Below are 22,588 nucleotides of genomic sequence, written 5' to 3' on the forward strand. Positions count from 1 at the left end.
TCCAGCACTTTTCCTTGCTTGCGCTTGCCAGTCTTGATCTGGCGCAAATGCTCCGCTTTTCGCCGTGCCATAGTGAACTGGCAAACAGACGAAGGAGACATCATGAGCACCGCTAAAACGAAAAAATCACCGGCCACCGGGTCGGCGGAAGGCGCGCCAGCCATGTCCGCCACGCAGTCCATGCCGGTCGAGGGCGACATGCAGGCTGGCGCCGATGCGGCGGGCGGCGACGCCATGCCGGGGCTGCGCCTGGGCGTGTCATATGCCGACCAGGCGGCGCTCACCCAGGGGGCGTCCGCCGCGGATGCCTACGCCATGCCGGGCGGCGGCATGCAGCAGGCGCCGCAGGGCATGGCAGGCGCCAGCTGCATGCAGGTCGGCGGTGGCGGCATGGGCGGCGATGGTGGCGATAGCGGAGGCAATGGCGGTGATGGGGGGCAGGGCGGCGGCACGCCGCAGACGCGCACCTGCGCCACGATGGATGTGCATCGGCGCCTGCTGACAGAAGACCCGTCGTATGCGAACGTGCGCGCCGATATCGAAAACCTGGCCGGGTTGTACGAGGGCGACGCCAGCATTGCGGGGCGTGCCGGCGTGACGCACATCCCGGTGGTCGTGCACGTGGTGTGGAATACGGCCGCGCAGAATATTTCGGATGCGCAGATCGCCAGCCAGATCGATGTGCTGAACCGCGATTTCCGGCGCGTCAACCCAGATGTGAACAGTACGCCAGCGCCATTCCTGCCGCTGACGGCCGACGCGCGCGTGGAGTTCGCGCTGGCCACGAACGATCCGCATGGCGCGGCCACCAGCGGCATCGAGCGGCGCCAGACGACGGTGGCCTCGTTTGGCGCGGACGATGCCGTCAAGTCGCAGGCGACGGGCGGCATGGATGCCTGGCCGGCCGACAGCTACCTGAATATCTGGGTCTGCCAGCTTGGCGGCGGCTTACTCGGCTATGCGCAGTTTCCCGGCGGCCAGGCTGCGACCGACGGCGTGGTGATCCTGCAATCGGCCTTTGGCACGACGGGCACGGCGGCGCCGCCGTTCCACCTGGGGCGCACGGCCACGCATGAAATTGGCCACTGGCTGAATCTGAACCATATCTGGGGCGACGACGGCACCGGTTGCTCGGGCACGGACAACGTGGCCGACACGCCGAACCAGGGCGGGCCGAACACGGGCCAGCCCTCGTTTCCCCAGGTGTCGTGCAATAACGGGCCGAATGGCGACATGTTCATGAATTACATGGATTACGTCGACGATCCCGCCATGTTCATGTTCACGGCCGGCCAGGTGGCGCGCATGCAGGCTTGCCTCGATGGCCCGCGCGCCAGCATCGGCACGGGAGGGACGGGCGCAGGCGCCACGCCGCGCCAGAGCTCTTCTCCCGTCGTCGCCTGGGGCGCGAACCGCCTCGACGTCTTCGTGGTGGGCACGGATCGCGCGCTGTATCACAAGGCCTGGAATGGCACCGCCTGGGCGCCGTCCGTCACCGGCTATGAAGGGCAGGGCGGCATTTGCACCAGTGCGCCGCAGGTGGTGTCGTGGGCGCCGAACCGGCTCGACGTATTCGTCACGGGCACCGACAGCGGCTTGTTCCACAAATGGTGGAACGGCACTGCCTGGGGGCCGTCGCTGACCGGCTATGAAGCGATGGGCGGCTTGTGCGTGGGCGACCCGCGCGCCGTGGCCTGGGGACCGAACCGCCTCGACGTGTTTGTCGTCGGCACGGACCGCGGCCTGTATCACAAGTGGTGGAACGGGTCCGCCTGGGGACCGTCGCTGACGGGCTACGAAGCCATGGGCGGCGTTTGCCTGGGCCAGCCGGAAGCCGTGGCGTGGGGGCCGAACCGCCTGGACGTGTTCGTCGTCGGCACGGACCGGGCCCTGTACCACAAGTGGTGGAACGGCACGGCCTGGGGACCGTCGCTGACGGGCTATGAGCGGCTGGGCGGCATCTGCACCTCGTCGCCGAAAGCCGTGGCGTGGGGACCGAACCGCCTCGACGTTTTCGTCACGGGTACCGACGGCGCCCTGTATCACAAATGGTGGGATGGCGCGAAATGGGGGCCTTCCAACGATGGTTTCGAGCGCCTGGGCGGCGTTTGCGTGGGCGAGGTGGAAGCCGTGTCGTGGGGGCCGAACCGGCTCGACCTGTTCGTCATCGGCACGGACAGCGCCCTGTACCACAAGGCCTGGAATGGATCCGCCTGGTCGCCCTCCGTGACGGGTTTTGACAACCTGGGCGGCGTGTGCACCTCGCGGCCGCGCGCCACGGCCTGGGCGCCGAACCGCCTCGACGTGTTTGTCACGGGCACGAACGGCGCCCTGTTCCACAAGGCGTGGAACGGCGCGGCCTGGTCGCCGTCCGTGAGCGGTTATGAAAGCCTGGGCGGCGTGGTATCGTGTTTATGAGGGAGGAATCGCCATGCACGGCATGACAACGGCACTGCCCAGCGGCAGCTGGACGCACTCGTTCGAGGAGGATGCGGACGGTATCGAGGTGTACCGGCCCACGGCCACGTTCGCGTTCCCTCCCAGCCGCAAGGGACGCAAGGTGCTGGAATTCGGCACGCCGGCCGGCGCCATGGCGCAAGGGGCGGCAACCTTGACGTCCATGGCGCCCGGCCCCGACGACCGGCCCCGCGCCGGCCCCGTGACCCGGCTGGTGCCCCTGGGCATGGGCCGCTATGCGCTCGGTGATGGCGCAGGCGCGCAGGACGTGATCGACATCGTCGAAGCGACACCCGACGTGCTGCGCCTGGCGCGGCGCTAAGGCTGGCCGCGCAGCTTGTGCGCGAGCGCCGTGCGGTTGCCCACGCCCAGTTTCTGGTAAATCGCATGCAGCTGGTTGCGCACGGTGGCTGGCGACTTGCCCAGTTCCCTGGCGATGCTTTTATACGGCAATCCTTCGGCCGCCATGGCCGCCACCAGCCGCTCGGCCGGGGTCAGACGCTGCATGGCAGCCTGCCTGAAACCTTGTTTGTCATCCTTGTTCTCCTGTCAGTTGGCGGCATGCCGGTGGCATGCCTGCAGGAGTAACGGGATCGGGGGATGTATTTGTAAAATTATTTATCCCTGCCGCCGCTAGATGCGCCAGGCGAAAAAAAAGACAGGCGAACCTGTCTTTTCGTGTGGCGCGATGCCGGTCAGCCGATGGCCGCCATCGACACCGGTTTCAGCTTGGCCGCCAGCGCCTTGCCCTTTTTCGCGCGCTTGCCGAAATGCTCGGCCAGGGCCGTGGCGCCCAGCGACGCATCCTGCGGTTTCGAGGCCCGGCCGATGCCCGAGACCACCACGCCGCGCTGCGTGATCGGCTGCACGGCCAGCAGCTTGTCTTTCGCATCGAGGTCGATCAGCTTGACGCCGGTGCCGCCCTTGGACAGGGTTTTCATTTCATCGAGGCCGAACACCAGCAGGCGCGCGCCTTCCGTCAGGCAGGCCAGGGCACTGGCCGCCTCGGGGATGATTTTCGGTTCGAGCGGCAGGTCGCCGTCGTCCAGGGTGATGAAGGCCTTGCCGCCTTTCAGACGGCTCGTCATGTCGCCCGCCTTGGCGATGAAGCCGTAGCCTGCGCTCGACGCCAGCAGCAAATTGGTGGCGCCATTGCCCGCAAAGTAGTGCAGGATGCGCACGGCGTTGCCGGGCGTGCCGCCGCTCAGGTCGCACAAGGTCGTGATCGGCACACCGTCGCCGCGTGCATTGGGCAGCGCGGAGACGGGAACCGAGTAAATCTTGCCGTTGTTGCCAAAGCCCAGCAGGGTGTCGACCGTGCGGCACTCGAAGGCGCCATGCAGGCTGTCGCCCGCCTTGAACGTGAACTGCGCCGCATCATGGCCGATGCCGGTGCGCGCGCGCACCCAGCCTTTTTCCGAAATGATGACGGTGACCGGTTCATCGACCACCTTTTGTTCCGCCACGGCTTTCTGCGCTTCCTCGATCAGGGTGCGGCGCGCGTCGCCGAACTGCTTGGCGTCCGTTTCGATTTCGCGGATGACGGCGCGCTTCATCGAGCCCGGGTTGTCGAGCAGGTCTTGCAAGGACTTTTCTTCCTTGCGCAGCTCGGCCAGCTCCTGCTGGATCTTGATCGTTTCCAGGCGCGCCAGCTGACGCAAGCGGATTTCCAGGATGTCGTCGGCCTGGCGTTCGGACAGTTTGAACGCTTCGATCAGGGCCGCCTTCGGCTCATCCGAATTGCGGATGATCTGGATCACCTTGTCGATATTGAGCAGGATCGCTTCGCGCCCTTCCAGGATATGGATGCGGTCCTTGACCTTGCCCAGTTTGTAGCCGGTGCGGCGCGTGACGGTTTCGAAGCGGAAATCGATCCACTCGCGCAGGATGTCGCCCAGCCCTTTTTGGCGCGGACGGCCATCGCCACCGATCATCACCAGGTTGATCGAGGTCGACGATTCCAGCGACGTGTGCGCCAGCAGCATCAGCATGAATTCCGTCTGGTCCTGGTTCTTCGATTTCGGCTCGAACACGAGGCGCACGGGGGCGGCGCGGCCCGATTCGTCGCGGATGGTGTCGAGCGAATTGAGGATCAGCGCCTTCAGGGCCACCTGGTCCGGCGACAGCGCCTTCTTGCCCAGCTTGATCTTCGGATTCGTCAGCTCTTCGATTTCTTCCAGCACCTTTTGCGACGAGGTACCGGGCGGCAGTTCCGTCACGACGGCTTGCCACTGGCCGCGCGCCAGCTCTTCGATTTTCCAGCGCGCGCGCACCTTCATGCTGCCACGGCCGCCCGCGTACATGTCCTGGATTTGCGACGGCGGCGTGATGATCTGGCCGCCGCCGGGGAAGTCGGGGCCGGGAATGATGGCCATCAGTTCGGCGTGCGTCATTTTCGGATCGCGGATCATGGCGACAGCCGCCTTGGCCACTTCGGCCAGGTTGTGCGACGGGATTTCCGTCGCCAGGCCCACGGCGATGCCGGAGGCGCCGTTCAGCAGCACCATCGGCAGGCGCGCCGGCAGCAGCTTCGGTTCTTCCGTCGAACCGTCGTAGTTGGGCTGGAAGTCCACCGTGCCCATGCCGATTTCATCCATCAGCAGCTTGGCGATCGGCGTCAGACGCGCTTCCGTGTAACGCATGGCCGCCGCGCCGTCGCCGTCGCGCGAGCCGAAGTTGCCCTGGCCGTCGATCAGCGGGTAGCGCAAGGAAAAATCCTGCGCCATGCGCACCAGCGCGTCGTACACGGACTGGTCGCCGTGCGGATGCAATTTACCGAGCACGTCGCCGACCACGGCCGCCGATTTGCGCGGCTTCGCCGTGGAGTTCAGGCCCAGCTCATTCATCGCATACAGGATGCGGCGCTGCACCGGCTTCTGGCCGTCGCACACGTCGGGCAGGGCGCGGCCCTTGACGACGGAGATGGCGTAATCGAGATAGGCGCGCTCGGCAAAGGTGGACAGGGTCAGCGCTTCGCCGTCGAATACCGGTTCATCCGGCTCGATCGGCTCAGGCTGGGCATCGTCAAATAAATTGGTTTGTGTGGACATGGCGCTTGTTTCGGTGTTAAGTGGTTGCGGTTGAATTCGTGGGGCTGATTATGACAGCCGTGATTTGGAAAAGGACTTGCCGTACGTCAGATACATATAGCGCAGGGTGAAATACAGCACAGCCAGAGCCAGCTCGACGCTGTGATGCAGCATCGGCATGGCGCGGATGGCCGGGGCGTGGCCGGCCAGCACGACACTGGCGAGTGACGGCACCAGCACCACCGGCCAGATCGTCTTCCATTTGAAATCGGTGGGGGAAAACAGCAAGCCGGCGCACGACCAGGCATACAGCGCGGCGCCGACCAAGGCGGCCGGCAGCTGCTGCACATACAGTAGCGACAGCAAGCCCGCGCAGCCGATCAGCCATGCCGCGCGCAGGCGGGGCAAGAGCGCCTCGGGGAAGCCGCCATCGCCATACAGGCCGGTGGCGCAGCGCAGGGCCAGCGCCGCCAGGCAAAATATCAATGGCATGGCCTCGCCGATGGCCAGCGCCGACGGGCCCCTGCCGCTCATGAACATGGCCGCGAACAGCGACAGGCCCAGACACAGGAGCAGCAGCATGCCATGCAGCAGCTGGCGGTTCATCGCATACGCGAGCAGGGCCGACGCGCACAAGCCGGCCGCGGTGACGAGGCGCATGCTGTCGCTGCGCTCGGGCAGGAACAGCAGCAGTGCCAGCACGAGGTAGGGTGCGATCCAGCCCAGTTGCCGCAAGCCGGGCCGCTGCCACAGCATGGGCAGGCGGTCCTGCAGCGCTTCTTGCAGCGCTTCCAGGCGCGCGAACAGCGGCGTTGGCCAGCGCAAGGCATGCATGGCCAGCAGGGAAAAGGCCAGCGCCTGGAAGCCCAGCAGGCTGGCATATGCGGCCGTGTCAGCGAGCTTGAAGCCGGCAGCATCGAGCACGCCCGCGAGCATGAAGTGCAGCACGAAACCGAGGCCGCCCGAGGCCAGCGCCGTCTGCTTGAAGTAGCGCTTGGCATGGACGGCGTGTTCCCATTGCTCGAACAGGTCCGTATCGAGCTTCCAGGCCAGCATCTCGGCGTGCTGCCAGCGTATCGCGTGCAGCAGCTCGCGCAGCTGCAGCGTGAATTTTTGGTCGAACAGCTGGCGCGCATAGGCGCTTGGCGATTGCTGCGACATGATGCAATCGAGGCCCGGGTAGCTGTCGCGGTTGTCGCTGAAATGGGCGAACGAACGGTCGGCCCGGTAGCGCTGCACGGCAGCGCGCACCAGGTCCCCATGGCTGCGCGCCAGGTAGGAAAAATCGCGGTCCCAGCCCAACTGTTCGAACAGGGCCTCACGTAGCGCCAGGTCATAGCCGGCGCTGGCGCAGTAGCGCAGGGCACACAGGTCGAATTCCTCGCGCACGTCGAGGTTGAGCATGGCGTCGTCCTGCAGGATGCCGGCCAGTACCTCGCTGGCATCGGCGTGCCGCGAATGCTCGAGGAATGCCTGCCACAGGCTGGCCGCTTCCTGCGCCGGATCGATGGCGACCACGCCCCATAATTCGGATGGCGGTGCGGGTTCCTGGGCAATGACGCCCCACAGTTCCGCAGGCGGTTCGTGCGGCTCCTGCGCTTCCCGCGCGGGTTCGTCGATGACGCCCCACAGTTCGGCTGTTTCCATGACCGGCGTTTCTACCGCTGCCACTGCCGCTTGCGCTTCCGGGAACTCCTCGGCAAACAGGTGCGCATGGCGCAGCGCGTACTCATACGCTTCGCGCAGCTCCTGGAAAGCGGCAGGATCGTCTTCGGGACGCGTCACCTTCAGGCGCTTCGCATACGCGCGCTTGAGGGCGCGCTCGTCGCCCGTCGGCTCCGTGCCCAGGATTGCCCACAGGCTGCGCTGTCCGTTGTCCATGCCGCCGTCCATCTACAGGAAGCTCTCGCTCTCGACCTGGCGCAATACCTCGTCGAGCGCCTGGCGCGCCTTGCGGATGGTGTTCGGGTCCTGCGTTTCCAGCGCGGCCTGGAAATTGGCCGTGTGCGCCGCCAGGTACTGGCGCACGTCGCCCAGCGACTGTTCGTACAGGCGGTCGGCGCGCGTGACCAGGGTACGGTTTTCCATCTGCTCGCGCGGGTGGATCTTCAGGTCGGCCAGTTCCGCAAAACGCTGCTCGATCTGTTCCGGCGTCATCACGCCCGCGTTGTCGCTGATGATCATCTTGTGGCGTTCCTGCGTGGCCAGCACCGTCACTTCCGCTTCCAGCACGCCGCTGACGTCGTAGGTGAAGCGCACGTCGATGCCGATCTCGCCCGCCTTTTTCGCGGGGATCGGGAAGCTGATCTTGCCAAGGAAAACGTTGTCGGCCACCAGGCGCGACTCGCCCTGGAAGATCGCCACGTTGATTTCCTTCTGGTTGTCGTGGATGGTGGTGATGTTTTCCGTGCGCGAGACGGGCACCACGGAGTTGCGCTCGATGATGGGCAGGTAATGCCCGCCTTCATACTGGTTCGCGCCGACCTGGCGCGAAATGGAAATGCCCAGCGAGTACGGCGCCACGTCCGTCATGACCACTTCGTCCAGGGCCGCGTCGCGCATCTTGAGGCCAGCCTGCACGGCGGCGCCCAGCGCCACGGCTTCGTCCGGGTCCAGGTGGATGGCAGGGAAGCGGCCGAACATGCGCGAGACGAGTTTGCGCACCAGCGGCATGCGCGTGGCGCCGCCGGCCAGCACCACTTCATTCAGTTCCGCGGCGCGGATGGTGGCGTCGCGCAGCGCCCGTTCCACGGGCAGGCGCAAGCGGGCCAGCAGGGGCTCGCACAGCTGCGCCAGTTTGTCTTCGCCGATCTCCCAGCTGTATTCCTTGTCCTGGTAGCGCGTGGCCATGCGCGCGGACGGCTGGTCCGACAGCAGGCGCTTGACGCGCTCGGCTTCATCGCGCAGCAGTTGTTGCTGGCGCGGGTCGAGCAGGCGGCTGCCGACGGCGTCGCGCAAGCCGCTGCCTTCCATGAAAGCGTCGACCAGCACGGTGACGAAGTCTTCGCCGCCCAGAAAATTGTCGCCGGCCGAGGCCCGCACTTCCATCACGCCTTCGAACAGTTCGAGGATCGACACGTCGAAGGTGCCGCCGCCCAGGTCGAAGACGAGAAATTTGCTTTCCTGTTCCTTGTCGCGGATGCCGTAGGCCAGCGCGGCGGCCGTCGGCTCGTTGAGCAGGCGCTCCACGCGCAAGCCCGCCAGCTGGCCGGCGATGCGCGTGGCCTTGCGCTGCGCATCGCTGAAATACGCGGGCACGGTGATGATGGCTTCCTCGACCTTGTGGCCGAGGAAGGCTTCGGCATCTTCCTTCAGCGCGCGCAGCACCATCGACGACAGTTCTTCCGGACGGAATTGCTGCGTGCCGAGGGTGATCTTCTTTTCACTGCCCATGTAGCGCTTGAAGACGGCCGCCGTCAGTTGCGGGTGCGTCTGCAGGCGCTCGCGCGCGGCGCGGCCCACCAGCACGGTGCCGTCGTCATCGATGCTCACGCACGACGGCGTCAGGTGCTCGCCGAGCGCATTCGGGATGATGGAAGCCTTGCCGTCGCGCCAGATGGCGACCAGGCTGTTGGTGGTGCCCAGGTCGATGCCGATGATCATCAGATATCTGCCTCCGCCTCATTGCCGTGTTCCTCGATCCAGGCGCGGCGCCCGGCCGCTTCGCCCTTGCCCATCAACATATTGAAGCGCGAGGCCGAGGCCATGTGGTCGACTTCACCCAAGGTCACGGGCAGCAGGCGGCGCGTGTCCGGGTTCATCGTCGTTTCCCACAGCTGCTCGGCGTTCATTTCTCCCAGGCCCTTGAAGCGCGAGATCGACCAGGCGCCCTGTTTCACGCCTTCCTTGCGCAGCTTGTCTTCGATGGCGACCAGTTCGCCGTCGTCGAGCGCGTAGATTTTCTGCATCGGCTTCTTGCCGCGCGCTGGCGCGTCCACGCGGTACAACGGCGGGCGGGCGATGCAGATGTGGCCCTTGTTGATCAGGACGGGGAAGTGCTTGAAGAATAAGGTCAGCAGCAGTACCTGGATGTGCGAGCCGTCCACGTCCGCGTCGGACAGGATGCAGATCTTGCCGTAGCGCAGGCCGGACAGGTCGGGCGAGTCGCCCACGCTGTGCGGATCGACGCCGATGGCGACCGCAATATCGTGGATTTCGTTATTGGCGAACAGGCGGTCGCGGTCCGTTTCCCACGAATTCAAGACCTTGCCGCGCAGGGGCAGGATCGCCTGGAATTCCTTGTCGCGGCCCATCTTGGCCGAACCGCCCGCCGAGTCGCCCTCGACGAGGAACAGTTCATTGCGCGCGATGTCCGACGATTCGCAGTCGGTCAGCTTGCCGGGAAGGACGGCGACGCCTGAGGATTTTTTCTTTTCCACTTTTTGCAGCGAGCGCTGGCGCGACTGCGCCTGTTTGATCACGAGATCGGCCAGCTTCTTGCCGTAGTCGACGTGCTGGTTCAGCCACAGTTCCAGCGGCGGCTTGGTGAAGGTCGAGACGAGGCGCACGGCGTCGCGCGAATTCAGACGCTCCTTGATCTGGCCCTGGAATTGCGGGTCCAGCACCTTGGCCGACAGCACGAACGAAGCGCGCGCGAACACGTCTTCCGGCAGCAATTTGACGCCTTTGGGCAGCAGCGAATGCATTTCGACGAAGTTTTTCACGGCGCCGAACAGGCCGTCGCGCAAGCCCGATTCGTGCGTGCCGCCATTCGAGGTGGGGATCAGGTTGACATACGATTCGCGCACGATGGCGCCTTCTTCCGTCCATGCCACCACCCAGGCCGCGCCTTCGCCTTCGGCAAAGCCTTCCGAATCCGGGCCAGCGTATTGCGCGCCTTCGAACAGGGGAATCAGGGTTTCGCCATTCGATACCTGCGCCAGCGTTTCGGTCAGGTAGCCGCGCAAGCCTTCCGCGTACTGCCATGTTTGCGTGTCGCCCGTTTTCGCGTTGGTGAGTGTGACGGTCACGCCCGGCAGCAGCACGGCTTTCGAGCGCAGCAGGCGTTGCAGCTCCGTTTGCGAGATGTTCGGCGAATCAAAGTATTTCGCATCGGGCCAGGCGGTGACGCGCGTACCCGATTTTTTGCCGTCGCGCGGGGCGGGGCGGGAAGTCAAGGGCTCGATCACGTCGCCATTCGCAAACACCATGTGGTGCAGGCCGTTGCCGTCGCTTTCCTTGCGCCAGACGGTGATTTCCAGGCGCGTCGACAGCGCATTGGTGACGGACACGCCGACGCCGTGCAGACCGCCCGAGAACGCGTAGGCGCCGCCCGAACCCTTGTCGAACTTGCCGCCCGCGTGCAGCCGTGTAAACACGATTTCCACCGTCGGCACGCCTTCTTCCGGGTGCAGGCCGACGGGAATGCCGCGGCCATTGTCTTCGACGGTGATGCTGCCGTCCGTGTTTTGCGTGACGGCGATATGCGTGCAATGACCGCCCAGCGCCTCGTCGGAGGCATTGTCGATCACTTCCTGAATGATGTGCAGCGGATTTTCAGTGCGGGTGTACATCCCCGGGCGCTGCTTGACGGGTTCCAGTCCTTTCAGGACACGGATGGATGATTCGCTGTAGTCGGATGCTGGTTTTTTAGTGGCCATACGTGTTCAAGCTAAGTAAAGACAGTGGTTGGAACGCCAGGCCAGGGCACTGCGGGCGCAATGACAGCGGCGGCGATAACTGTATGAATATACAGTATATCCCGTCCAGCGTCACTGGGGGAGGGCAGTGCGGCAGGCTTGGCGTCCTTGTGCGGACGCTCGCGCATTCTATCTTGTCCCGTGAGCAATAGCGCTACTCCAAGGCAACAACAGTGCGCCGCGCGCGTGGTTTTGCGCCAATTGTGATGGATTTTATGCGGTAAAGCTCCCGTTTTTACATCTTGTTTACATGCACCTCCCCAGTCTTTACGAATTTTTTAGACCCTTTTGGCTAATCTGCTCACTATCAAAACAAACCTGTGTGAGGGTGGGAATGGATCTCGTGTATCTCGGCTTGATTGCCGTGTTTTTCGTCGTGGCGGCCGGCTTTGCCGTCGCCTGCGACAAATTAGGGAGCGTCAAATGAACGCGTTTTATGTGCTGGGCGCCGTCGTCTCGGCTGGCCTGCTCGTGTACCTGCTGGTAGCGCTGCTGAAGGCGGAGGAACTGTGATGACGACGCAATCGATACTGTTATTGGTAGCTTTCCTGGCCGTGCTGCTGGCCGCCGGCTATCCGCTGGGCCTGTACATGGCCAAGGTGGCCGGCGATGCGCCCGTGCGCGGCCTGGGCTGGCTGCAAAAGCTGGAAAACCTGCTGTACCGCTGGTCCGGCCTGCCCGCCGACAAGGCCATGGGCTGGAAAAGCTATGCCATCGCCCTGATCGTCTTCAATACCGTGGGCGCCGTCTTCGTCTACGGCCTGCAGCGCCTGCAGGGCTTTTTACCGTTGAATCCACAGGGCCTGGGCGCCGTCAGCCCCGATTCCTCGTTCAATACCACCGTCAGCTTCGTCGCCAATACCAACTGGCAGGGCTATGGCGGCGAACAGACCATGAGCTATCTGACCCAGATGCTGGGCATGGCGTGCCAGAACTTCTTCTCGGCGGCCACCGGCATCGCCGTGATCTTCGCGCTGGTGCGCGGCTTCGCTTCGCGTTCGGGCAAATCGATCGGCAATTTCTGGGTCGACCTGGTGCGCTCGACCCTGTACATCCTGCTGCCGCTGTCCCTGGCCCTGTCCGTCGTCTTCATGGGCGAAGGCATGATCCAGAATTTTTCCGCCTACAAGGAAGTAACCCTGCTCGACCACGTGGCGTATGAAACGCCGAAAATGACGGCCGACGGCCAGCCCGTGCTCGATACCGCCGGCAAACCCGTGATGGAAGCGCAAGTGGCGACCACGCAGACGATCGCCATGGGCCCCGTCGCGTCGCAGGAATCGATCAAGCTGTTGGGCACGAATGGCGGCGGCTTCTTTAATGCCAATTCCTCGCACCCGTATGAAAATCCGACCGTGCTGTCGAACTTCCTGCAGATGCTGGCCATCTTCATCATTCCCGCCGGCCTGTGCTTCACCTTCGGCCGCATGGTGGGCGACCTGCGCCAGGGCTGGGCCGTGCTGGCCGCCATGAGCCTGATCTTTGTCGTCATGACGGCCGGCGTGATGAGCGCCGAGCAGCAAGCCAATCCCGCCTTGCAAGCGCTGGGCGTGGATCAGCAGGCCAGCAGCCTGCAATCGGGCGGCAATATGGAAGGCAAGGAAACGCGCTTCGGCATCAGCTCCTCGACCCTGTTTGCGGCGGTGACGACGGCGGCATCGTGCGGCGCCGTCAATTCCATGCACGACTCCTACATGCCCCTGGGCGGCATGGTGCCGCTGCTGCTGATGCAGTTCGGCGAAGTGGTCTTCGGCGGCGTGGGCACGGGTCTGTACGGCATGCTGATGTTCGCTATCCTGGCCGTCTTCATCGCCGGCCTGATGATAGGCCGCACGCCTGAATACCTGGGCAAGAAAATCCAGGCGTATGAAATGAAGATGGTCTCGCTGGCCATCCTGATTACGCCAGCCCTGGTCTTGACGGGCACGGCGATCGCCGTGATGGTCGAACCGGGCACGGTCGGCGTGGCCAATCCGGGCGCGCACGGCTTCTCGGAAATCCTCTACGCCTTCACGTCGGCCGCCAACAACAACGGCAGCGCGTTTGCCGGCCTGTCCGCCAACACGCCGTTCTACAACGTGATGCTGGCGATCGCCATGTGGTTCGGCCGCTTCGGCGTGATCGTGCCCGTGCTGGCGGTGGCCGGTTCGCTGGCGGCCAAACAGCGCCTGTCGGCCAATGCCGGCACCATGCCCACGCACGGCCCCATGTTCATCGGCTTGCTGATCGGCGTCGTCGTGCTGGTTGGCGTATTGAATTACGTTCCCGCGCTGGCCCTGGGCCCGATCGTCGAACACCTGCAACTTTTCATCAAATAAGAGGCTACCATGTCACGCACAAGCCTGACTTTGTTCGATTCCGCACTGATCGGCCCCGCCGTCATCGATGCGTTCAAAAAACTCGACCCCCGCACGCAGTGGCGCAGCCCCGTGATGTTCGTCGTCTACGTGGGCAGCATCATCACGAGCCTGCTGGCGACCCAGGCCGGGATCAGCGGTGGCCAGGGCGAAGCGCCGTTCGGCTTCATCCTCGCCGTCGCCGTGTGGCTGTGGTTTACCGTGCTGTTCGCGAATTTCGCCGAAGCGCTGGCCGAAGGCCGCAGCAAGGCCCAGGCGGCTTCGCTGCGCGCCCTCAAGCAAACGGTGATGGCAAAGAAAATGCAGACGCCGAAATACGGCACTTCCTGGCTGCCCACGCCGGCCACCGACCTGCGCAAGGGCATGACGGTGCTGGTCGAGGCGGGTGACGTGATTCCCGCCGATGGCGAAGTGACGGCCGGCGTGGCTTCCGTCGACGAAAGCGCCATCACGGGCGAATCGGCGCCCGTCATCCGCGAATCGGGTGGCGACTTTTCCGCCGTCACGGGCGGCACCCGCGTGCTGTCGGACTGGCTGCTGGTGCGCGTTTCCGTCAACCCCGGTGAAGCGTTCATCGACCGCATGATCGCCATGGTCGAAGGCGCCAAGCGCCAGAAGACGCCAAATGAAATCGCCCTGACGATTTTACTGGTGGCCCTGTCGATCGTGTTCCTGATCGTCACCGTGACCTTGCTGCCGTATTCGCTGTTTTCCGTGGCGGCGGCCGGCAGTGGCACGCCGGTGACGATCACCGTGCTGATCGCGCTGCTCGTGTGCCTGATTCCGACCACCATCGGCGGTCTGTTGTCCGCCATCGGCGTGGCCGGCATGAGCCGCATGATGCAGGCCAATGTGATCGCCACCTCGGGCCGCGCCGTGGAAGCGGCCGGCGACGTGGACGTGCTGCTGCTCGATAAAACGGGCACCATCACCCTGGGCAACCGCCAGGCGTCGAGCTTCGTGCCGGCCCCCGGCGTGACGGAGCAGCAGCTGGCCGATGCGGCGCAGCTGGCCTCGCTTGCCGATGAAACGCCGGAAGGGCGCAGCATCGTCGTGCTGGCCAAGCAAAAGTTCAACATCCGCGAACGCGAGATGGCCAGCCTGCACGCCACCTTCGTGCCCTTCACGGCGCAAACGCGCATGAGCGGCGTGGATATCCCTGGCGAGCAGCAGGTACGCCAGCTGCGCAAGGGCGCGGCCGATTCCATGAAAAAGTATGTGGAATCGCTGGGCCAGCCGTATCCGGCCGAGGTGGGGCGCGCCGTCGACGACATCGCGCGCCGCGGCAGCACGCCGCTGGTGGTGGTCGACGATGGCCGCGTGATGGGCGCCGTGGAGCTGAAGGATATCGTCAAGGGCGGCATCAAGGAGCGCTTCGCGGAACTGCGCCGCATGGGCATCAAGACCGTCATGATCACGGGCGACAACAAGCTGACGGCAGCGGCCATTGCCGCCGAGGCGGGCGTGGACGATTTCCTCGCCGAAGCGACGCCGGAAGACAAACTGAAACTGATCCGCAGCTACCAGGCCGAAGGCCGCCTGGTGGCGATGACGGGCGACGGCACCAACGACGCCCCGGCGCTGGCGCAGGCCGACGTGGCCGTGGCCATGAACTCGGGCACGCAGGCGGCAAAGGAGGCGGGCAATATGGTCGACCTGGATTCGAACCCGACCAAGCTGCTGGAAATCGTTGAAATCGGCAAGCAGATGCTGATGACGCGCGGCTCGCTGACGACGTTCTCGATTTCGAACGACATCGCCAAGTACTTTGCCATCATCCCGGCCGCCTTCGTGGGCACGTATCCGCAACTGAAGGCGCTCGACATCATGCACCTGGCCAGCCCCGCGTCGGCCATCATGTCGGCCGTGATCTTCAATGCCCTGATCATCGTCGTGCTCATTCCGCTGGCGCTCAAAGGCGTGCAATACCGGGCCATCGGCGCGGCCAGCCTGTTGCGCCGCAATCTGCTGATCTACGGCCTGGGCGGCATCATCCTGCCCTTCATCGGGATCAAGCTGATCGACATGCTGCTGTCCGCACTCAATTTAGTCTAAAGGAACCATCATGAGCACTATCGTACGTCCCGCCCTGGTCCTGTTTGCCGCGCTGACCGTGATCTGCGGCGTGGTCTATCCGTTTGCCACGGCCGGCATCGGGCAGCTGGCTTTCAGCGATGAAGTCAACGGCAGCATCGTCGAGCGTGGCGGAAAACCCGTCGGCTCGACCCTGATCGGCCAGTCCTTCACCTCGCCCAAATATTTCTGGGGCCGTCCATCGGCCACCGCGCCGATGGCCAATAACGGCGCCGGCTCGGGCGGCTCGAACCAAGGGCCGACCAATCCGGCCCTGGTGGACGCCGTCAAGGCGCGCATCGCCGCCCTGAAGGAGGCTGACCCAGGCAATACGCGCGCCATCCCCGTCGACCTGGTGACGGCGTCGAGCAGCGGCCTGGACCCGGAAATCAGCCTGGCGGCAGCCCTGTACCAGGCGCCGCGCGTGGCCCGCGTGCGCGCCGTGCCGCTGGCGCAGGTGGAAAACGCCATCGCCAAGGTGCAGAAAACCGCGTATATCGGCTTTTTCGGCGAACCACGCGTGAATGTGCTGGAACTGAATCTGGCGCTCGATGCCATGGCAAAGTAAGCTGGCAACGGCGCGCAGGTCAGCAAACGTCGGCCTGGGTCGGCGTAGGTCGGCTTAGCGCAGCGTAAGCCGACACCACCACTGTCCAGGCCAACGATGTTGTCGGATTACGCGCTTGCGCGCTAATCCGACCTACAAAGCCCAAGAAGATTAAAATACAACATGCTCCCCAACGACAGCCAACGCCCCGACCCTGATGCCCTGCTGGCGCAAGTGCAGGCGCAGGAAAAGAAAGCCGCGCGCGGCCGGCTGCGCATCTATTTTGGCGCTTCGGCCGGCGTCGGCAAGACCTATGCGATGCTGGCCGCCGCCCGCAAATTGCTGGCCGATGGCCAGGATTTGCTGGTGGGCGTGGTGGAGACGCATGGGCGCCAGGATACGGCGGCCCAGCTTGACGGGCTGCCCGTGCTGCCCCTGAAGGCCATCGAGTACCGGGGCAAGACCCTGTACGAATTCGATCTTGACGAAGCCTTGCGGCGCGCGCCGCCGCTGATACTGATGGATGAACTGGCCCATTCGAACGTGGCCGGTTCGCGCCATCCGAAGCGCTGGCAGGATGTCGAGGAATTGCTGGCGGCCGGCATCGACGTGCTGTCGACCGTCAACGTGCAGCACCTGGAAAGCCTCAACGACGTGGTGGGGGGGATTACCGGCGTGCGCGTGGCCGAAACCTTGCCCGATACGGTGTTCGACCGCGCCGATGAAGTGGTGCTGGTCGATATCCCCGCCGATGAACTGCTGCGCCGCCTGAAGCAGGGCAAGGTGTATCAGCCGCAGCAGGCCGAGCGGGCGTCGCAGCATTTTTTCCGCAAGGGGAATTTGATCGCGCTGCGCGAACTGGCCTTGCGCCGCACGGCGGACCGGGTGCAGGACGACGTGCAAGCCTACCGCGTCGAAAAATCGATTAACCCTGTATGGAAGACGGGCGCCGCGCTGCTGGCCTGCGTGGGGCCGCATGCGGGTGGCGAGCATGTGATCCGCAGCACGGCGCGCCTGGCCAGCCAGCTGAATGCGGAATGGCATGCGCTGTACGTGGAAACGCCGCGTTTGCAGCGTCTGCCGGCGGGCCAGCGCGAGCGCATCCTGAAAACCTTGAAACTGGCGCAGGACCTGGGTGCGCGCACGGCCATTGTGCCGTCGGCCGACATCGCCGGCGCCGTGGTCGACTATGCGCGCAATGCGAATATCTCGAAAGTCATCGTGGGCCGTGGCCATGCCAACTTCAATGTGCTGGCGCGCCTGTGGCAGGCGCCCCCGGCCGCGCGCATGGCCAGCCTGGCGCCCGATATCGATTTGATCGAGGTGGGCTTGCCGCCAGCCGATGCGGCGCCCCGGCGCGCGGCAGGCGAGGATGCGGAAGCGCCGCGCCGGTCCTCGCGCCATTGGCGTTACATATTGGCCGCCGGCGCCAGCCTGGCCACGGCCCTCGCCTTGCTCCCCTTGCAGCCTTATCTTGACCTGGCCAATATCGCCATGCTGTCCTTGCTGACGGTGGTGCTGGTGGCCGTGCGCCTGGGGCGCGGGCCGGCGGCGCTGGCCAGCCTGGTGGGCGTGGCCTGTTTTGATTTCGTCTTCGTGCCACCGCGCTTTTCGTTTGCCGTGGGCGATTTCCAGTACGTGATCACGTTTGGCGTGATGCTGGCCGTGGGCCTGATCACGGGCCACCTGACGGCTGGCCTGCGCTTCCAGGCGCGCGTGGCTTCGCACCGCGAAGCACGCGCCCGCGCCCTGTACGAATTTTCGCGCGAGCTGTCCGGCGTGCTGCAGACGGAACAGATTTTCGACATCACGAAAAGCGCCATCGAACGGGCTTTCCGCGCGCGCGCCACCTTGCTGCTGCCCGACGACGAGGGCAGCTTGCAGGCCCCGAACGGCGGCGAGGCGCTCGATATCGGCATCGCGCAGTGGGCCTTCGACCATGCGCAGGCGGCTGGGACGGGCACCGACACCTTGCCGGCGTCGCCCATTTTCTACCTGCCGCTGATCGCGCCGATGCGCACGCGCGGCGTGCTGGCGCTGCTGCCGCTCGAGGGCGCGCAGCGGGGGCGCTGGCTGCTGGTGCCGGAACAGCGCCAGCACCTCGATACCTTTGCCGCCCTGGCGGCCATCGCCCTCGAACGCGTGCATTACATCGACGTGGCCCAGGGCGCGCTGCTGCAGATGGAGTCCGAACGGCTGCGCAATTCGCTGCTGGCGGCCCTGTCGCACGACTTGCGCACGCCCTTGACGTCGCTGGTGGGCCTGGCCGAATCGCTGGCCTTGTCCCGGCCTGCGCTGTCGCCCGCGCAGCTGGATATGGCGCGCTCGCTGCAGTCCGAAACCGTGCGTATGAGCGCCCTGGTGGCGAACTTGCTGGACATGGCGCGCATCGAGAGCGGCCAGGTGCGCCTGAACCTGCAATGGCAGGCGCTGGAAGAAGTGGTGGGCAGCGCGCTGCGCGCCAGCGGTCCGCAATTGCAGCAGCATGCCGTGCTGACGCAGCTGGCGCCGGACTTGCCGCTGGTGCGCTATGACGCCGTGCTGGTCGAGCGTGTGCTGTGCAACCTGCTGGAAAACGCGGCCAAGTACACGCCGCCCGGCAGCACCATCACGGTCGCGGCCGGGGTGCACGGCCAGTTTTTGCAGGTGACGGTGTCTGACAACGGCCCGGGCTTGCCGCCCGGCCGTGAAGAAGCCATCTTTGAAAAATTCACGCGCGGCGAGCGCGAATCGAACAAGCCGGGCGTCGGACTGGGGCTGGCCATCTGCCGCGCCATCGTCGAAGCCCACGGCGGCACCATCCATGCACCGCCGCACGCGCCGGGACAGGGCGCCGCCATCGTCTTCAGCCTGCCGCTGGGCACGCCCCCGGCGCCGCCGGAGCTCGAGCCCGACGACGCCAATGATCATGAAACAGGAAAACCAACATGAACGAACCTTCCGCCACCGCCTTGCTGGTCGAGGATGAACCGCAAATCCGCCGCTTCGTGCGCGCCGCGCTGGAAGACGAGGGCTGGCAGATTTTCGAGTCCGCCACCATGCAGCGGGGCCTGATCGATGCGGGCACGCGCCGGCCCGACCTGATCGTGCTGGACCTGGGCTTGCCCGATGGCGACGGCATCGACTTCATCGCCGACATCCGCAAATGGTCGGCCGTGCCCATCATCGTGCTGTCGGCGCGGGTCGACGAGCAGGACAAGATCCGCGCGCTCGACGCGGGCGCCGACGACTATCTGACCAAGCCGTTTGGCGTGGGCGAATTGCTGGCCCGCGTGCGCGCCACCCTGCGCCGCCAGCGCCAGCCCACCGCCAGCGATGATGGCGTGGTGCAGTTCGGCGACGTGCGCGTCGATCTGAAGGACCGGCTGGTCACGCGCAACAAGCAGCTGGTGCACATGACGCCGACGGAATTTCGTTTGTTGTCCGTGCTCGTGAAAAACGCGGGCAGGGTGGTCACCAATCCGCAGCTGCTGCGCGAAGTGTGGGGGCCGTCGAACAGCGAAAACGGCCACTACCTGCGCATCTACATGGGCCATCTGCGCCAGAAGCTGGAAGCCGATCCGGCCCAGCCGCAGTACTTGCTGACGGAAACGGCCGTCGGCTACCGCTTGCTGCTGCCGCTCTAAACCGATTCTTTTCCCCCGTTTGAAACAGGCGCTGCGCGCGCCAGGGGGACGCTTTACTTAAAATTTTTGCAGCGATTTTTTGCAGCGGCGGGCCAGCTGCGCCATGTTGGCAAAGGCCCATACCACCCATGAAGAAGAACAACCATGAACAAAATGCTACTTGCACTTGCCGTCGCCACTGCTTTTACGGGCAGCCTGGCCCACGCGGACGAGGCCAAGCCCGATAATGACGTCAGCTTCAACGTGGCCGGCGTATCCGACTACCGCTACCGCGGGATCTCGCAAACGCGCTTGAAACCGGCGCTGCAGGGCGGCGCCGACTACGTCAACAACCCGACGGGCCTGTACGCGGGCGCCTGGGCTTCCACCATCAAGTGGACCAAGGATGCGGGCGGCAGCGGCGACGTGGAAGTGGACCTGTATGCGGGCAAGCGCGGCCAGTTGACCAGCGACGTTGGCTATGACGTCGGCGTGCTGGCGTATGTGTATGCGGACAACGGCTTGAAGAATATCGGCCTGGCCAACGCGGATACGCAGGAAGTCTACGGCCAGCTGTCGTATGGCCCCGCTTATATCAAGTATTCGCATGCCGTCTCGAACCTGTTCGGCATCGTCAATAGCAAGAACAGCGGCTACCTCGATATCGGCGCGACGATCGACCTGACGAACGGCTGGACCGGCAACCTGCACGCGGGCCACCAGAAGGTGAAAAACAATGATGCATCGAGCTATACGGACTGGAAAGTGGGCGTCACGCGCGATTTCGGCGTCGTGACAGGCGCGCTGGCCGTGATCGGCACGAACGCGGGCAAGTCGGCCTATGCGTCGCCCGTGAATGGCAAATTCATGGGCAAGACGGCGCTGCAGCTGACGGTCAGCAAGACGTTTTAATGGATTGAGTTGACGGAGAGGAGAGGCGGCGCATGCGCCGCCTTTTTAGCGTTTAAGAGCGCAGGTTGAAAACGGCGCAATACAGCTGTCCCAGGCTGACCACGCGGGCGGCCGGAATCTGCGTGGCCAGGGCATGGGCGGGTGCCGCCTGGGTGTCCGTTGCCAGCAGGACGCGCTGCTCGGGGTTGACGCTGCGCGCGTGCGCGATGCGGCGCGCCAGCCCTGATTGCGCAGTGGCGTCGACGACACCGTCGAGCGGCACCACCAGTACGCGCGCGGCGATCAGGGCCGAACGGCTGCCCATGGAGTCGCGGCCCTCGCTGTCGATGACGATGTCATGGTAGCAGTGCACCAGGTGTTCGAGCTCCGGTTGCAAGCCCTTGGCGCTGATGGCGCGCGCCATCAGGCGCGGCCGCGTCAGGCTGCCGTGCATGGCGCCGTCGTGCATATTCCTGGCCTGCGCCATGGCGCCCAGGCGCGGATCGGCATCGAGCAGCAATACTTTGCGTCCGGCCAGCGCGCGCGAAGCGGCCAGCCGCCCGGCCAGGATGGATTTCTCCATTCCCCCGCGTTCATCCGTGATGGCGATGATCATCTTGGCGCACGGCTGGCATGATGTTGGCAGGGGAGACCAGCTGCAGCAGACAGCCTTCGCGCGGCGCATCCCTGTCGCTGGCTGTCCATGCGGGCAGTGCCAGCAGGGGTTCGAGCGTCGCGGCCAGGGCGGCCTGGCCGGCGGCCGACATCGGTGTCATCGGCAGGCGCAAGGCGTTGCGCAGCTTGCCCTGCATGGCCAGCGCCGCCTTGACGGGAGCGGGATTCGGTTCGGCAAACAGCAGGCGGATGACGGGCAGCATGGTCTTGAACAGGGCGCCGGCGGCGCCGTGGCGGCCCTGTTTGACCAGGTGGTACAGCTGCGCATACAGGTCGGGACGCACCTGGGCGGCGGCCGACATGGCGCCGTGGCCGCCCATGGACAGGCTGGCCAGCAGCAGCGCATCGTCGCCGCACAAGACGTCCAGGCGCGTGTCGAGTAGCAGTTCGCCCAGCTGCTGCAGCTTGCCGCCCGCTTCCTTGATGGCGACGAAGTGCGAGTCGCGCGCCAGCAGCGCCGCCGTCTGCGGTTCGATATTGACGCCCGTGCGGGCCGGCACGTTGTACAGCACGATGGATTGGTCGGTGGCGGCGGCGATGGCCTGGAAGTGGCGCGCGATGCCGTCCTGCGAAGGGCGCACATAGGCGGGAGCGGAGACCAGCAGGCCGGCCAGCGGGTGGTCGTTGTAGCGCTGCACGGCGGAGACGACGCTGCGCGTATCGCTGCCGCCTATCCCCATCACGACGGGGAAGCGGGGGTCGACGGCTTCGAGCACGCTATCTAACAACATGGTCTGTTCGGCGGCGCTCAGCATGGCCGCTTCGCCCGTGGTGCCGCACACCACCAGGCCATCGATGCCGCTGGCGGCCAGCTCGCACGCGAGCTGCTGGGCCGCGCCGAAGTCGATGTCGCCATCGCCATCATGGAAGGGCGTGACCATCGGCACCCAGATGCCCTGGAAGTGCGCGGTGATGCGCATCGACGACATCGCGTGGTCGCAGGCATACTGGTTCATAGCGATTTCCCCTGGCTGATGCGGCCAAATTCCGCCGCTGGCAGCAGGCGCATGACGGCGTCCATGGTCAGGCGCAGGGCAGGTTCCGTCACGCACAGCCACACTTTCATGCGTTCGGCATGGTCGACCGCCTCGACGCGCATGAACGACAGCATGCCGCCGCACGTCCTGACGACCAGCTGGCGCAGCTCGGCCAGACAGGCTTTATCGACCGTGATGTGCATGAGGAAGGTGGGCAGACGGGTGTGGCGGTGGGGCAGTGCGTGATGTGCGGACAGGCGTGAATGGGGTTCCATGGTGGCTTTGCAGCGGTGGTTGAGGTACGTTCAAGATTAGCAGCGGGGGCGTAAAGATTCTCT

The 22,588-nt window shown here is 65.1% G+C and carries 17 protein-coding genes; 9 read left to right on the forward strand and 8 right to left on the reverse strand.

The genetic code is table 11. The annotated features are described in order from the left end of the window. Positions 1 to 102 precede the first annotated feature (102 nt). Both HWE17_RS00250 and HWE17_RS00255 read left to right on the forward strand, forming a co-directional pair. The gene (locus HWE17_RS00250; RefSeq protein ID WP_217916666.1) at positions 103 to 2,418 is read left to right on the forward strand and encodes a M43 family zinc metalloprotease; all 2,316 of its coding nucleotides are present in this window, start codon (positions 103 to 105) and stop codon (positions 2,416 to 2,418) included. Positions 2,419 to 2,431: 13 nt separating this feature from the next. Continuing rightward, positions 2,432 to 2,779 carry a hypothetical protein gene (locus tag HWE17_RS00255; RefSeq protein ID WP_176387359.1) on the forward strand — a complete coding sequence of 116 codons (348 nt, stop codon included), beginning with the start codon at positions 2,432 to 2,434 and terminating at the stop codon, positions 2,777 to 2,779. On the opposite strand, the gene HWE17_RS00260 is transcribed toward HWE17_RS00255, so the two are convergent. The 5 genes from HWE17_RS00260 to HWE17_RS00280 form a co-directional block, all read right to left on the reverse strand. Continuing rightward, a complete protein-coding gene (locus HWE17_RS00260) occupies positions 2,776 to 2,964 on the reverse strand; it encodes a helix-turn-helix transcriptional regulator (protein WP_035822224.1) in 189 nt (62 codons plus the stop codon). The genes HWE17_RS00255 and HWE17_RS00260 overlap by 4 nt on opposite strands. Positions 2,965 to 3,152: 188 nt before the next feature. Then, a complete protein-coding gene (parC, locus tag HWE17_RS00265) occupies positions 3,153 to 5,507 on the reverse strand; it encodes a DNA topoisomerase IV subunit A (RefSeq protein ID WP_176387360.1) in 2,355 nt (784 codons plus the stop codon). Between the two features lie 48 nt (positions 5,508 to 5,555). Further along, a complete protein-coding gene (locus HWE17_RS00270; protein WP_176387361.1) occupies positions 5,556 to 7,367 on the reverse strand; it encodes a J domain-containing protein in 1,812 nt (603 codons plus the stop codon). 12 nt (positions 7,368 to 7,379) lie between these two features. Beyond that, complete coding sequence (locus tag HWE17_RS00275) at positions 7,380 to 9,089, reverse strand: molecular chaperone HscC (protein WP_303624011.1); 1,710 nt, start codon at positions 9,087 to 9,089, stop codon at positions 7,380 to 7,382. Beyond that, positions 9,089 to 11,086, reverse strand: coding sequence for a DNA topoisomerase IV subunit B (locus HWE17_RS00280; RefSeq protein WP_035822215.1), 1,998 nt, complete (start codon positions 11,084 to 11,086; stop codon positions 9,089 to 9,091). Before HWE17_RS00280 ends, HWE17_RS00275 begins: the two co-directional genes overlap by 1 nt. Before the next feature lie 462 nt (positions 11,087 to 11,548). Here HWE17_RS00280 and kdpF point away from each other — a divergent pair, with 462 nt between their 5' ends. From kdpF to HWE17_RS00315, 7 genes are all read left to right on the forward strand, one after another. Beyond that, the gene (gene kdpF, locus HWE17_RS00285; protein WP_034746483.1) at positions 11,549 to 11,638 is read left to right on the forward strand and encodes a K(+)-transporting ATPase subunit F; all 90 of its coding nucleotides are present in this window, start codon (positions 11,549 to 11,551) and stop codon (positions 11,636 to 11,638) included. Continuing rightward, entirely contained in the window at positions 11,638 to 13,443 is a 1,806-nt protein-coding gene (gene kdpA / locus HWE17_RS00290) for a potassium-transporting ATPase subunit KdpA (protein ID WP_176387362.1), read from the forward strand. Before kdpF ends, kdpA begins: the two co-directional genes overlap by 1 nt. A 9-nt stretch (positions 13,444 to 13,452) precedes the next feature. Further along, positions 13,453 to 15,537: a potassium-transporting ATPase subunit KdpB gene (kdpB, locus tag HWE17_RS00295; protein ID WP_176387363.1), complete on the forward strand. Its 2,085-nt coding sequence runs from the start codon at positions 13,453 to 13,455 to the stop codon at positions 15,535 to 15,537. Positions 15,538 to 15,547: 10 nt separating this feature from the next. Next, the gene (gene kdpC / locus HWE17_RS00300) at positions 15,548 to 16,123 is read left to right on the forward strand and encodes a potassium-transporting ATPase subunit KdpC (RefSeq protein WP_176387364.1); all 576 of its coding nucleotides are present in this window, start codon (positions 15,548 to 15,550) and stop codon (positions 16,121 to 16,123) included. A 162-nt stretch (positions 16,124 to 16,285) separates the two neighbouring features. Then, on the forward strand, positions 16,286 to 19,033 hold the full coding sequence (locus tag HWE17_RS00305) for a DUF4118 domain-containing protein (RefSeq protein WP_176387365.1): 2,748 nt from the start codon (positions 16,286 to 16,288) through the stop codon (positions 19,031 to 19,033). Next, positions 19,030 to 19,728, forward strand: coding sequence for a two-component system response regulator KdpE (gene kdpE / locus HWE17_RS00310; RefSeq protein WP_176387366.1), 699 nt, complete (start codon positions 19,030 to 19,032; stop codon positions 19,726 to 19,728). Before HWE17_RS00305 ends, kdpE begins: the two co-directional genes overlap by 4 nt. Before the next feature lie 144 nt (positions 19,729 to 19,872). Next, positions 19,873 to 20,619 (forward strand): TorF family putative porin, encoded by a 747-nt coding sequence (locus HWE17_RS00315; protein ID WP_176387367.1) that lies wholly within the window; start codon positions 19,873 to 19,875, stop codon positions 20,617 to 20,619. Between the two features lie 52 nt (positions 20,620 to 20,671). Here the strand turns inward: HWE17_RS00315 and HWE17_RS00320 are convergent, their stop codons facing one another. Genes HWE17_RS00320 through HWE17_RS00330 form a run of 3 tightly spaced genes read right to left on the reverse strand, consistent with a single transcriptional unit; the run spans position 20,672 to position 22,525 of the window. After that, on the reverse strand, positions 20,672 to 21,181 hold the full coding sequence (locus HWE17_RS00320) for a cobyrinic acid ac-diamide synthase (RefSeq protein ID WP_255206063.1): 510 nt from the start codon (positions 21,179 to 21,181) through the stop codon (positions 20,672 to 20,674). Positions 21,182 to 21,191: 10 nt separating this feature from the next. Then, positions 21,192 to 22,229, reverse strand: a complete 1,038-nt coding sequence (gene dapA / locus HWE17_RS00325; RefSeq protein ID WP_176387369.1) for a 4-hydroxy-tetrahydrodipicolinate synthase — start codon at positions 22,227 to 22,229, stop codon at positions 21,192 to 21,194. Further along, positions 22,226 to 22,525 carry a hypothetical protein gene (locus HWE17_RS00330; protein WP_255206064.1) on the reverse strand — a complete coding sequence of 100 codons (300 nt, stop codon included), beginning with the start codon at positions 22,523 to 22,525 and terminating at the stop codon, positions 22,226 to 22,228. Before HWE17_RS00330 ends, dapA begins: the two co-directional genes overlap by 4 nt. Positions 22,526 to 22,588 lie beyond the last annotated feature (63 nt).

The sequence above is a fragment of the Janthinobacterium sp. BJB401 genome, from assembly GCF_013372745.1.
Classification (GTDB): Bacteria; Pseudomonadota; Gammaproteobacteria; order Burkholderiales; family Burkholderiaceae_D; genus Janthinobacterium; species Janthinobacterium rivuli.